The 13215-nt window shown below is 69.6% G+C and carries 8 protein-coding genes; 4 read left to right on the forward strand and 4 right to left on the reverse strand.

All coding sequences use genetic code 11. The annotated features are described in order from the left end of the window. Nucleotides 1-10 precede the first annotated feature (10 nt). Together OG972_RS25115 and OG972_RS25120 are read right to left on the reverse strand one after the other, a co-directional pair. Nucleotides 11-1186 (reverse strand): winged helix-turn-helix domain-containing protein, encoded by a 1176-nt coding sequence (locus tag OG972_RS25115; RefSeq protein WP_266985007.1) that lies wholly within the window; start codon nucleotides 1184-1186, stop codon nucleotides 11-13. Between the two features lie 34 nt (nucleotides 1187-1220). Further along, entirely contained in the window at nucleotides 1221-1844 is a 624-nt protein-coding gene (locus OG972_RS25120; protein ID WP_266985009.1) for a GNAT family N-acetyltransferase, read from the reverse strand. 240 nt (nucleotides 1845-2084) lie between these two features. Here OG972_RS25120 and secA point away from each other — a divergent pair, with 240 nt between their 5' ends. Beyond that, the gene (gene secA / locus OG972_RS25125) at nucleotides 2085-4910 is read left to right on the forward strand and encodes a preprotein translocase subunit SecA (RefSeq protein ID WP_266985011.1); all 2826 of its coding nucleotides are present in this window, start codon (nucleotides 2085-2087) and stop codon (nucleotides 4908-4910) included. Nucleotides 4911-5197: 287 nt separating this feature from the next. On the opposite strand, the gene OG972_RS25130 is transcribed toward secA, so the two are convergent. Further along, nucleotides 5198-5614, reverse strand: coding sequence for an Rv3235 family protein (locus OG972_RS25130; RefSeq protein ID WP_266985013.1), 417 nt, complete (start codon nucleotides 5612-5614; stop codon nucleotides 5198-5200). A 289-nt stretch (nucleotides 5615-5903) separates the two neighbouring features. Between OG972_RS25130 and OG972_RS25135 the strand changes: the two genes are divergently transcribed. Further along, complete coding sequence (locus tag OG972_RS25135; RefSeq protein WP_266985015.1) at nucleotides 5904-6410, forward strand: hypothetical protein; 507 nt, start codon at nucleotides 5904-5906, stop codon at nucleotides 6408-6410. Nucleotides 6411-6443: 33 nt separating this feature from the next. Continuing rightward, the gene (locus OG972_RS25140) at nucleotides 6444-7115 is read left to right on the forward strand and encodes an HAD family hydrolase (protein ID WP_266985017.1); all 672 of its coding nucleotides are present in this window, start codon (nucleotides 6444-6446) and stop codon (nucleotides 7113-7115) included. 94 nt (nucleotides 7116-7209) lie between these two features. Here the strand turns inward: OG972_RS25140 and OG972_RS25145 are convergent, their stop codons facing one another. Beyond that, nucleotides 7210-7776 (reverse strand): DJ-1/PfpI family protein, encoded by a 567-nt coding sequence (locus OG972_RS25145; protein ID WP_266985019.1) that lies wholly within the window; start codon nucleotides 7774-7776, stop codon nucleotides 7210-7212. Nucleotides 7777-8158: 382 nt separating this feature from the next. Here OG972_RS25145 and OG972_RS25150 point away from each other — a divergent pair, with 382 nt between their 5' ends. Further along, on the forward strand, nucleotides 8159-13180 hold the full coding sequence (locus OG972_RS25150; RefSeq protein ID WP_266985021.1) for an NAD-glutamate dehydrogenase: 5022 nt from the start codon (nucleotides 8159-8161) through the stop codon (nucleotides 13178-13180). Nucleotides 13181-13215 lie beyond the last annotated feature (35 nt).

Here is a 13215-nt window from a genome sequence, read left to right on the forward strand (position 1 = left end):
TACAGCCGGGTCAGCCGAGGGCGCGGGCGACTTCCTGGCTGAGCGGCTCGCGCAGCTCCGGTGCGTCCACCCGTTCCACCCGGACCGCCGTGCAGCCGACCCAGGACGCCGCCTCCACGAGCGCCTCGGCCATCGGTGCCACGGCCTTCCTGCCTGCCAGGGACACCTGCCGGGCGACCAGAGTCGTGCCCTCGCGTGCCGGATCGACCCGGCCCTGGAGCTTTCCGCCCGCCAGCAGCGGCATCGCGAAATAGCCATGGACCCGCTTGGGCCTGGGGACGTACGCCTCCAGGCGGTGGGTGAAGCCGAAGATCCGCTCCGTCCGCGCCCGCTCCCAGATCAGTGAGTCGAACGGCGACAGCAGCGTCGTACGGTGCCGTCCGCGCGGCTCCGCAGCCAGCGCCGCCGGGTCGGCCCAGGCGGGCTTCGCCCAGCCCTCCACCGTCACCGGCACCAGCCCGGAGTCCGCCACCACCGCGTCGAACTGCTCGGCCTTCAGCCGGTGGTAGTCCGCGATGTCGGCACGGGTGCCGACCCCCAGGGACTGCCCGGCGAGTGCGACCAGCCGACGCAGACATTCCGTGTCGTCCAGATCGTCGTGCAGCACAGCGTCGGGCAGCGCACGCTCCGCGAGGTCGTACACCCGCTTCCAGCCGCGCCGCTCGGTGCAGACCACTTCGCCGTACATCAGAGCCCGCTCGACGGCGACCTTCGACGCCGACCAGTCCCACCACTCCCCGCCGTTCTTCGCCCCGCCCAGCTCCGTCGCCGTCAGCGGTCCCTCGGCGTGAAGCTGCTTGATCACCGTGTCGTACGCCCCGTCGGGCAGGTCGTGGTTCCACTGCGGGCGCGCGCGGTAGGAGCGGCGGCGGAATGCGAAGTGCGGCCACTCCTCGACCGGCAGGATGCACGCCGCGTGCGACCAGTACTCGAAGGTGCGGCCACCCGACCAGTACGCGTCCTCGATCGTGCGCCGGCCGACGGCGCCCAGGCGCGCGTACGGAATCAGCTCGTGCGAACGGGCCAGCACCGAGATCGTGTCGAGCTGCACGGCGCCGAGGTGCCGCAGCACGCCCGGCACCCCGGCCCGGCGGTCCGGTGCCCCGAGGAAGCCCTGGGCGCGCAGGGCGATCCTGCGTGCCTGGTCGGCGGAGAGTTCGGCTGCGGGAGGCGGCACTGGCGTCATGGACCGAACCCTAGAGGGCCGCACTGACATTCGTTCACGGAGCGGTGGACCGGCCCGTGCGCCCGGAGACGGGGGCGCCGGTGGGGGTCTTCGTCGGCAGATACGGGTGGACGCCCGGCAGGCCCAGGTCGGACGGGAGCAGTGCGCCGACCCAGGTGTCCCGCCGCACGCCCTTGTTCAGCAGTCCCGAGCGCTGATCGCCCTCCAGGCGGAAGCCCGCCCGCTGCGCCACGGCCCGCGAGGGCACATTGCCGACCTCGGCCCGCCACTCCAGCCGGTCCCCGCCGAGCGCGGTGAAGGTCCAGTGGGCGGCAGCCCGTACCGCCTCCGTCATATAGCCGAGACCACGGTGCTCCTTCGCCGTCCAGAACCCCACCTCGTACGTGCCCGGCAGCGTGCGCCGGTTGATGCCGAGTGCACCGGTCATCACCCCGCCGTCGCGCCGCACCACCGCGAAGTTGTACATGGAGTCGTCCTGCCAGCCGCCGGGGGACAGCTTCTCCGTGAAGAGTTCGGCATCGGCCCGGCTGTACGGCGAGGGGACGACCGTCCAGCGTTGGATGTCCGGGTCCTGACAGGCGGCGTACACCTCGTCCGCGTCGCTCCGGCGAAACGGGCGCAGCAGCAGACGTTCGGTGGTGAGAGTGATCGGCTCCATGTACGGATTCTGGTGAGGTGCCGACGGTGATGCGACCAGTTTTCGCGCTTTCCGGCACCTTCCGAGTCCTCCATCCGTTGACTCGAAAGGGCACAGCGGGCTCAACGCGGCGGCAGCCCTCCCGGCGCGGCGGGGTCCTCGCTTACGATGGCCGTTGCGGTGGGGCCCACCTGCCGTGCCCGTGCCAGCGTCCATAACACGACCCAGTGCCAGGCCCGACCGGCAAGGAGACCAGCCTCAGTGTCCGTCTTCAACAAGCTCATGCGTGCAGGCGAAGGCAAGATCCTGCGCAAACTGCACCGCATCGCGGACCAGGTCAGCTCCATCGAAGAGGACTTCGTCAACCTCTCCGACGCCGAGCTGCGGGCGCTCACCGACGAGTACAAGGAACGGTACGCGGACGGCGAGAGCCTGGACGACCTGCTCCCCGAGGCATTCGCGACGGTCCGTGAGGCCGCCAAGCGAGTTCTCGGACAGCGCCACTACGACGTCCAGATGATGGGTGGCGCGGCGCTGCACCTCGGCTATGTGGCCGAGATGAAGACCGGTGAGGGCAAGACCCTCGTCGGCACCCTGCCCGCGTATCTCAACGCGCTCTCCGGCAAGGGCGTGCACCTGATCACGGTCAATGACTATCTGGCCGAGCGCGACTCCGAGATGATGGGCCGGGTCCACAAGTTCCTGGGCATGTCCGTCGGCTGCATCCTCGCGAACATGACGCCGGCCCAGCGACGTGAGCAGTACGCCTGCGACATCACGTACGGCACGAACAACGAGTTCGGTTTCGACTACCTCCGCGACAACATGGCGTGGTCCGCGGACGAGCTCGTCCAGCGCGGCCACAACTTCGCGGTGGTCGACGAGGTCGACTCGATCCTCGTCGACGAGGCCCGTACGCCGCTGATCATCTCCGGCCCGGCCGATCAGGCGACCAAGTGGTACGGCGACTTCGCCAAGCTGGTCACGCGCCTCAAGAAGGGCGAGGCCGGCAATCCGCTCAAGGGCATCGAGGAGACCGGCGACTACGAGGTCGACGAGAAGAAGCGGACCGTCGCGATCCATGAGTCCGGTGTCGCGAAGGTCGAGGACTGGCTCGGCATCGACAACCTCTACGAGTCGGTGAACACCCCGCTCGTCGGATACCTCAACAACGCCATCAAGGCCAAGGAACTCTTCAAGAAGGACAAGGACTACGTCGTCATCGACGGCGAAGTCATGATCGTCGACGAGCACACCGGCCGTATTCTCGCCGGCCGCCGCTACAACGAGGGCATGCACCAGGCGATCGAGGCGAAGGAAGGGGTGGACATCAAGGACGAGAACCAGACCCTCGCCACGATCACCCTGCAGAACTTCTTCCGCCTCTACGGCAAGCTGTCCGGCATGACCGGTACGGCGATGACCGAGGCCGCCGAGTTCCACCAGATCTACAAGCTCGGCGTCGTGCCGATCCCGACGAACCGGCCGATGGTCCGAGCCGACCAGTCGGACCTGATCTACCGGACCGAGGTCGCGAAGTTCGCCGCGGTCGTCGACGACATCGCCGAGAAGCACGAGAAGGGCCAGCCGATCCTGGTCGGCACCACCTCGGTCGAGAAGTCCGAGTACCTCTCGCAGCAGCTCTCCAAGCGCGGTGTGCAGCACGAGGTCCTCAACGCCAAGCAGCACGACCGTGAGGCGACGATTGTTGCCCAGGCCGGCCGCAAGGGCGCGGTCACGGTCGCGACGAACATGGCCGGCCGCGGTACGGACATCAAGCTCGGCGGCAACCCCGACGACCTCGCCGAGGCGGAGCTGCGCCAGCGCGGCCTCGACCCCGTCGAGCACGTCGAGGAGTGGGCGGCCGCGCTGCCTGCCGCGCTGGAGAAGGCCGAGCAGGCCGTCAAGGCGGAGTTCGAAGAGGTCAGGGAGCTCGGCGGGCTGTACGTCCTCGGTACGGAGCGGCACGAGTCGCGGCGTATCGACAACCAGCTGCGCGGTCGTTCCGGCCGTCAGGGCGACCCCGGTGAGTCCCGCTTCTACCTGTCGCTCGGCGACGACCTGATGCGGCTGTTCAAGGCGCAGATGGTCGAGCGCGTGATGTCGATGGCGAACGTGCCGGACGACGTGCCGATCGAGAACAAGATGGTGACGCGGGCGATCGCGTCCGCGCAGTCGCAGGTCGAGCAGCAGAACTTCGAGACGCGTAAGAACGTCCTGAAGTACGACGAGGTGCTCAACCGGCAGCGCGAGGTCATCTACGGCGAGCGCCGTCGCGTCCTGGAGGGTGAGGACCTGCAGGAGCAGATCCGCCACTTCATGGACGACACCATCGACGACTACATCCGGCAGGAGACCGCCGAAGGCTTCGCCGAGGAGTGGGACCTCGACCGGCTGTGGGGCGCGTTCAGGCAGCTCTATCCGGTGAAGGTCACCGTCGAAGAGCTGGAGGACGCGGCCGGGGACCGGGCCGGGATCACCGCCGAGTTCATCGGGGAGTCCATCAAGGACGACATCCACGAGCAGTACGACGAGCGCGAGAAGCAGCTCGGTTCGGACATCATGCGTGAGCTGGAGCGGCGCGTCGTGCTGTCCGTCCTGGACCGCAAGTGGCGTGAGCACCTCTACGAGATGGACTACCTCCAGGAGGGCATCGGCCTGCGGGCCATGGCGCAGAAGGACCCGCTGGTCGAGTACCAGCGCGAGGGCTTCGACATGTTCAACGCCATGATGGAGGGCATCAAGGAGGAGTCCGTCGGCTACCTGTTCAACCTGGAGGTCCAGGTCGAGCAGCAGGTCGAGGAGGTCCCGGTGCAGGATGCGGCCGAGCGGACCTCGCTGGCCAAGGAGGACGTCACGGTTCCGGCCGCGGCGCGTCCGGAGATCCGCGCCAAGGGGCTCGACGCTCCGCAGCGGCCGGACCGGCTCCACTTCTCCGCTCCCACGGTGGACGGGGAGGGCGGTGTCGTCGAGGGCGACTTCGCCAATGGTGACGGTGGGTCCGGGTCGGAGTCGGACGGGCTCACCCGGGCCGAGCGGCGCAAGGCGCAGAAGAGCGGGGGCGGGGGGCGGCGCCGCAAGAAGTAGGTGCGGCTGCGCCTGCGCCCCGTGGGCGTGGGACTGATTGGTACGGCGGCTGGGGCCGGGCACCGAGGGGTGTCCGGCCCCAGCCGTGTGCGGGGGCGGGATGGAGTTCCGGGTTCGTCCGGTGGCTCTGTCCTCAGCGCCGGACGGGCTCGAAGGGGCTACTGGTGCAAGCCTGCCGCGGGGCCGGGGGCTTGCCCTCGAACGCCGGAAGGGCCGCAAGAGACGGACGGGCTCGGGGGTTGCCGCCGGGGTCGCGCTGTGCCGCGAGCGGTGGGTGCCGGTGGCTCTCAGCTGCCGGACTTGGTGCCGCCCAGCTCCACCGCCGCGCAGCGCCAGCGGAGGTCCGGGCCCTGTTCCAGGCGGAAGGCCATGGCGCGTACCTCTTCGCCCGCCGCGATGCTCGCGCACGCTTCCACCACTCCCGGTGCGGGCTGCGCGCCGTGGCAGCGGCGTACCACCGGGCGGGCGCCGCGGGCCCTGAGCGGGGTGGCCGGGGCCAGTTCGGCAAGCTGGTCGTAGGCCTCGCCGATCGTGTGGCCGAGCATCCAGTGGACCGGTCGCTGGCCGCTGAGAACCGCGAGGAGGCGTTCCGCGAACCAGTGGTGCGGGCGCATTCGCTGCGCTGTCCGGCGACGCTGCGCCGGTACGGCCTCGGGCCTGCGCTGGTCGTGACGTCCGGCGGGCCGGGTCCTGTTCACGCTCATCGTTCATCGCCCCCGTTGATTCGAGGCCCGGTCGTTTACCGGGCGGTAACTTCTGCTGGGGATCTTCTACGGCGGTGACGTACGCGGCCGCAAGCGCCGTCGGGGCGCCGGGCGCGGCCCCAGAGGTTCACCTATCCGGGTGATGGACGCGGTGCCGCAAGGTGCGTGGGGGAGGCGTGAGGGGTGAATTATGAGCGTGGGGTGGACGGGCCGGAGGCCGTGGCCGTAACCCCGATGGGGGACGTCGCACGTATCCTGAGGGCGTCTCCGACTACGAAAGCGGCCACCTATGCGCGTGTACGTCCCCCTGACCCTCTCCGGTCTCGCAGCGGCGCACCGGGCGGGCGAGGTCGGCCCCGGTCCGCTGACCGCGTACGCGGTGACTCCCGCGCTCCGCGAGTGGTACGTCTCCGACGACATCGAGGAGCTGGAGTACGCGGCGCTCAACCGGGCCGCGTCCGCCTCGCTGCGGATGATCGCCGGGGACCCGGATGCCGTGCGCAGGCGCGTGGTCGTCGCCGTCGACGTGCCGGACGGGGAAGCCGTCGCCGACCCCGACCACAGCCTCGATCCGTCGTCGCTCGGTGAGGTGCGGATCGCCTCCGCGGTGGCGCTGAGGAAGGCGGCCGCAGTGCACGTCGACGCGGACGACGCGGAGAAGGACGTGGCGGCGGCCGCCGCCGTGCTCGGCGCGGCGGACCTCGGGGACGACGACGCGCAGTTCACCGTGGACGGTGCCGAGGACCACGAGCTGCTCTGGTTCGGGGTGCAGGAGATTCCCAACCTGATCGGCTGACCCGTTGTCGTACCCGGCAGGTACTTTCTATCCATGGGGACGCACGGGAAGCACCGCACACATCTGGTCTGGGACTGGAACGGCACACTGCTCGACGACAACGACGCGGTCGTCGGCGCGACGAATGCCGCGTTCGCCGAGGTGGGCCTGGAGCCGCTCACGCTGGAGCAGTACCGGGAGATGTACTGCATCCCGATCCCCCGCTTCTACGAGCGGCTGATGGGCCGGCTGCCCACCGAGGCCGAGTGGGAGCGAATGGACGGGATCTTCCACCGGTACTACACCGAGCAGCGGGTCGCCTGCGGGCTGACCGCGGGGGCCGCGGAGCTGCTGGCGCAGTGGCAGCTCGCCGGGCGCAGCCAGTCGCTCCTGAGCATGTATGTCCACGAGCAGCTGGTGCCGGTGGTCCGGGGGTACGGGATCGAGCGGCACTTCACGCGGGTCGACGGCCGCACCGGGCCGTCCGGCGGCAGCAAGGCGCAGCACATGGAGCGGCACCTTGCTGCTCTGGACGGGATATCGCCCGAGCACACGGTGGTCATCGGCGACGCGGTGGACGACGCGCTGGCCGCGGCGCATGTCGGTGCGGGGGCGGTGCTCTATACCGGGGGGTCGCACAGCCGGGCCAGCCTGGAGGCGGCCGGTGTGCCGGTGGTGGACAGTCTGGGCGAGGCTGTGGAGCTTGCCGAGCAGATGACCCGCTGAGGGGTGCCCGAAGGGGTCCGGCGGGGTCCGACAGGAGGCTGAGGGGGTTCTTCGGCGACGTTTCGGCTCGGCGAGGCCTCGGCCCGCCCGGGCGTCAGTTCGCCGGGGCCTTCGTGCGCAGGACCTTCAGGAACTCGCGCATCCAGGCCGAGTGGTCCGGCCAGGCGCGGGACGAGATCAGGGTGCCGTCCACCACCGCTTCATGGTCCTCGAAGGTGGCACCCGCCGCCTGCATGTCGAGTTCCAGTGCGGGGTAGGCCGTGACGCGGCGGCCGCTCAGTTCGCCGATCGCCGCCGTCAGCAGAGGGCCGTGGCAGATCTGGGCGATCGGCCTGTCCGAGTCGAAGAAGGCCTTGAGGATCTTGCGGAGCTCGGGGTCGTTGCGCAGGTACTCGGGGGCGCGTCCGCCGGGGACGACCAGGGCGACGTAGTCTCCGGGGTCGACCTCGGAGAACGCCAGGTCGGCCGGCCAGGTGTAGCCGGGCTTCTCGGTGTACGTGTCGAAGCCGGGCTCGAAGTCGTGGACGACGAAGCGGAGCGTCTTGCGGGCGGGGGCCGCGATGTGGACGTCGTACCCCTCCTCGCGCAGCCGCTGGTACGGGTACAGGACTTCCAGGGACTCGGCGGCGTCGCCGGTGACGATCAGGACTTTCGGTGCCATGGTGCGGGCTCCCCTCGCGCGGACGTCTGCGTCAAGCGTGCATCTGCCCGTTGCGCGCTGTCCAGAGTGTCAAAGTTCGGGGCCTTCTTTTGTACACATACGGCTCATGACGGTTCCGGGTACAGGCGAGATAGCCTGGACCCCGTGATCAGCGCGATACGCCTCGGGGGCAGCGAAGCCCCCGGCCTGCGCCCGGAGTGCCACCGTGCCCGGGCGATCACTGATCCCCTCGTCCCGGACCCGCTGCCAAAAATGGCCAATATGGTCCCGGGCATCTCTCGTAGCGGCATAGCGTCGTGTCAGACCGGAAACCCCGTGTCGTGGCGGTACGTCGCTTTTTTCACCTACGTCACGCAACGGCGCGCGACAGGAGCCAGAGGACATGCAGACCAAGCTGGACGAAGCCAAGGCCGAGCTGCTCGCACAGGCGGCCCGGGTAGCTGACAACGGTCCGGGCGGTGGTGTCGGCGGCCCGGGCGGTACCCCCCGGGTGCACGTTGCGGGCACCGGGGCCGGCACCACCGGTGCCGGGCAGGACGAGCGTCCGGGCCCGGACGTGCTGCTCTCGTACCTCCAGCGCTACTACCTGCACACCGCTCCGGAGGACCTCGCCGGCCGCGACCCGGTCGATGTCTTCGGTGCTGCCTCCTCCCACTACCGGCTCGCGGAGAACCGCCCGCAGGGCACCGCGAACGTCCGGGTGCACACCCCGACCGTCGAGGAGAACGGCTGGACGTGCAGCCACTCCGTCGTCGAGGTCGTCACCGACGACATGCCGTTCCTGGTCGACTCCGTCACCAATGAGCTGTCCCGGCAGGGGCGCGGCATCCATGTCGTGATCCACCCGCAGGTCGTCGTCCGTCGTGATGTCACCGGCAAGCTCATCGAGGTCCTCGCCGAGGGCAACGGCTTCTCTGCCGGCGAGCAGGGCCGCAAGGGCGCCGACGGGACCACGCACACGCTGCCGCACGACGCGCTCGTCGAGTCCTGGATCCACGTCGAGATCGACCGCGAGACCGACCGCTCCGACCTGAAGCAGATCTCCCTGGATCTGCTCCGCGTGCTGTCCGACGTACGGGAGACCGTCGAGGACTGGGACAAGATGCGCGACGCCACGCTGCGCATCGCCGACGACCTGCCCGGCGAGCCGCTCGACGAGCTCGCCGACGAAGAGGTGAACGAGGCCCGGGAGCTGCTGCGCTGGCTCGCCGCCGACCACTTCACCTTCCTCGGCTACCGCGAGTACGAGCTGAAGGACAGCGACGCGCTGGCAGCCGTCCCCGGCACCGGCCTCGGCATCCTCCGCTCCGACCCGCACCACAGCGAGGACGAGGCGCACCCGGTCAGCCCGTCCTTCGACCGGCTGCCCGCCGACGCCCGCGCCAAGGCCCGCGAGCACAAGCTGCTGATCCTCACCAAGGCGAACAGCCGGTCCACCGTGCACCGCCCCAGCTACCTCGACTACGTCGGCGTGAAGAAGTTCGATACCGACGGCAACGTCATCGGTGAGCGCCGCTTCCTCGGACTGTTCTCGTCCGCCGCCTACACCGAGTCCGTGCGCCGGGTGCCCGTCATCCGCCGCAAGGTCGCCGAGGTGCTGGAGGGCGCGGGCTTCTCGCCCAACAGCCACGACGGACGCGATCTGCTGCAGATCCTGGAGACGTACCCGCGCGACGAGCTCTTCCAGACGCCCGTCGACCAGCTGCGCTCCATCGTCACCTCCGTGCTGTACCTCCAGGAGCGGCGCCGGCTGCGCCTCTACCTCCGCCAGGACGAGTACGGGCGCTACTACTCCGCGATCGTCTACCTGCCGCGCGACCGCTACACCACCGGTGTGCGGCTCCGGCTGATCGACATCCTGAAGGAGGAGCTCGCCGGCACCAGCGTCGACTTCACCGCCTGGAACACCGAGTCGATCCTCTCCCGGCTGCACTTCGTCGTCCGAGTCGCGCCCGGCACCGAGCTGCCCGACCTGACCGACGCCGAGGCCGACCGCATCGAGGCGCGTCTCGTCGAGGCCGCCCGCTCCTGGGCCGACGGCTTCCAGGAGGCGCTGAACGCCGAGTGCGGTGAGGAGCGCGCCGCCGAGCTGCTGCGCCACTACGGTCACTCGTTCCCCGAGGGCTACAAGGCCGACCACACGCCGCGCGCCGCCGTCGCCGATCTGGTCCACCTCGAAGCGCTGAAGAAGGACGAGAAGGACTTCGCGCTCAGCCTGTACGAGCCGGTCGGCGCCGGCCCCGGTGAGCGTCGCTTCAAGATCTACCGGACGGGTGAGCAGGTCTCCCTCTCCGCCGTTCTCCCGGCGCTCCAGCGGCTCGGGGTCGAGGTCGTCGACGAGCGTCCGTACGAGCTGCGCTGCGCGGACCGTACGCATGCCTGGATCTACGACTTCGGGCTGCGGATGCCGCAGGTCAATGGCAGCGGCACCTACCTCGCCGACGACGCCCGCGACCGATTCCAGGACGCGTTCGCCGCGGTGTGGACCGGGCAGGCCGAGAACGACGGCTTCAACTCCCTGGTGCTCGGTGCCGGTCTGAGCTGGCGGCAGGCGATGGTGCTGCGCGCCTACGCGAAGTACCTGCGGCAGGCCGGTTCGACCTTCAGCCAGGACTACATGGAGGACACCCTCCGTAACAACGTCCACACCACCCGGCTGCTGATCTCCCTTTTCGAGGCCCGGATGTCGCCCGGCCGGCAGAGCGCCGGCACGGAGCTGATCGACGGTCTCCTCGAAGAGCTCGACGGGGCGCTCGACCAGGTCGCCTCGCTCGACGAGGACCGGATCCTGCGGTCCTTCCTCACCGTCATCAAGGCGACCCTGCGCACGAACTTCTTCCAGATGGCGGACGGCGGCAAGCCGCACGCGTACGTCTCGATGAAGTTCGACCCGCAGGCCATCCCGGACCTTCCGGCGCCCCGCCCGGCGTTCGAGATCTGGGTGTACTCGCCGCGCGTCGAGGGTGTCCACCTGCGCTTCGGCAAGGTCGCCCGCGGTGGTCTGCGCTGGTCGGACCGGCGGGAGGACTTCCGTACGGAGATCCTCGGCCTGGTCAAGGCGCAGATGGTGAAGAACACCGTCATCGTGCCGGTCGGCGCCAAGGGCGGCTTCGTCGCCAAGCAGCTGCCGGACCCGGCCGTCGACCGTGACGCCTGGATGGCCGAGGGCATCGCCTCGTACCGGACGTTCATCTCGGCGCTGCTCGACATCACCGACAACCTGGTGGCCGGCGAGGTCGTGCCGCCCGTCGACGTCGTGCGCCACGACGAGGACGACACGTACCTCGTCGTCGCCGCCGACAAGGGCACCGCGAGCTTCTCCGACATCGCCAACGAGGTCGCCGTCGGGTACGGCTTCTGGCTCGGCGACGCGTTCGCCTCCGGTGGTTCCGCCGGTTACGACCACAAGGGCATGGGCATCACCGCCCGCGGCGCCTGGGAGTCCGTGAAGCGGCACTTCCGCGAACTCGGTCACGACACCCAGACCGAGGACTTCACGGTCGTCGGCGTCGGCGACATGTCCGGTGACGTGTTCGGCAACGGCATGCTGCTCTCCGAGCACATCCGGCTCGTCGCCGCGTTCGACCACCGGCACATCTTCCTCGACCCGACCCCGGACGCCGCCACCTCGTACGCCGAGCGGCGCCGCCTCTTCGACCTGCCGCGCAGCTCCTGGGCCGACTACAACAAGGACCTGCTCTCCGCGGGCGGCGGCATCCACCCCCGTACCGCGAAGTCGATCCCGGTCAACGCGCACGTCCGCGAGGCGCTCGGCATCGAGTCGGGGGTCACCAAGATGACGCCCGCCGACCTGATGCAGACCATCCTCAAGGCGCCCGTCGACCTGGTGTGGAACGGCGGCATCGGCACGTACATCAAGTCGTCGGCCGAGTCGAACGCGGACGTCGGCGACAAGGCCAACGACGCGATCCGCGTCAACGGCCAGGACCTGCGGGCCAAGGTCGTCGGCGAGGGCGGCAACCTCGGCGCGACCCAGCTCGGCCGGATCGAGTTCGCCCGGGGCGGCGGCCGGATCAACACCGACGCGATCGACAACAGCGCCGGTGTGGACACCTCCGACCACGAGGTGAACATCAAGATCCTGCTCAACGGACTGGTCCGGGACGGCGACATGACCGTCAAGCAGCGCAACAAGCTGCTCGCGGACATGACCGACGAGATCGGCCGTCTGGTGCTGCGCAACAACTACGCGCAGAACACCGTGCTCGCCAACTCCGTCACCCAGTCCGCCTCCCTGCTCCACGCCCAGCAGCGCTTCATGCGCCGCCTGGGCCGCGACGGGCACCTGGACCGCGCACTGGAGTTCCTGCCCGCGGACCGGCAGATCCGGGAGCTGCTGAACAGCGGCAAGGGGCTCACCCAGCCCGAGCTCGCCGTGCTGCTGGCCTACACGAAGATCACCACATCCGACGAGCTGATCCGGACCAGCCTGCCGGACGACCCGTACCTGCAGAAGCTGCTGTACGCCTACTTCCCGGATCAGCTGCGCGCGCAGTTCCCCGAGGCGGTCGACGGGCACGCGCTGCGTCGAGAGATCATCACCACGGTGCTGGTCAACGACACGGTGAACACCGGTGGTTCGACCTTCCTGCACCGGCTGCGGGAAGAGACCGGCGCATCGATCGAGGAGATCGTGCGCGCGCAGGCCGCAGCCCGCGAGATCTTCGGCCTGGGCCAGGTGTGGGACGCCGTCGAGGCGCTCGACAACAAGGTCGCCGCCGATGTGCAGACCCGGATCCGGCTCCACTCGCGCCGGCTCGTCGAGCGCGGCTCGCGCTGGCTGCTCGGCAACCGGCCGCAGCCGCTGGAGATCGCCGGGACGATCGGCTTCTTCAAGGACGGCGTCGACCAGGTCTGGGCCGAGCTGCCCAAGATGCTGAAGGGCGCCGACGAGGAGTGGTACCAGTCGATCCTGGAAGAGCTCAGCGAGGCGGGCGTGCCGGACGAGCTGGCGCAGCGCGTCGCCGGGTTCTCCTCCGCCTTCCCGGCGCTCGACATCGTGGCGATCGCCGAGCGCGTCGGCAAGGACCCGCTCGCCGTCGCCGAGGTCTACTACGACCTCGCGGACCGGTTGGGCATCACCCAGCTGATGGACCGGATCATCGAGCTGCCGCGGAGCGACCGCTGGCAGTCCATGGCCCGCGCCTCCATCCGTGAGGACCTGTACGCCGCGCATGCCGCGCTCACCGCGGATGTGCTGGGCGTGGGCAACGGGACGTCGACGCCGCCGGAGCGGTTCGAGGCGTGGGAGGAGAAGAACGCGGCGATCCTGACGCGTTCGCGCTCCACGCTGGAGGAGATCCGGGGGTCGGACGCGTTCGACCTGGCGAACCTGTCGGTGGCCATGCGGACGATGCGGACGCTGCTGCGTACGCACGGCTGATCGGGCGGCGACTGTACGGAAGGGGGGCGCCCCGG

Source organism: Streptomyces sp. NBC_01669, from assembly GCF_026339735.1.
Classification (GTDB): Bacteria; Actinomycetota; Actinomycetes; order Streptomycetales; family Streptomycetaceae; genus Streptomyces; species Streptomyces yanii.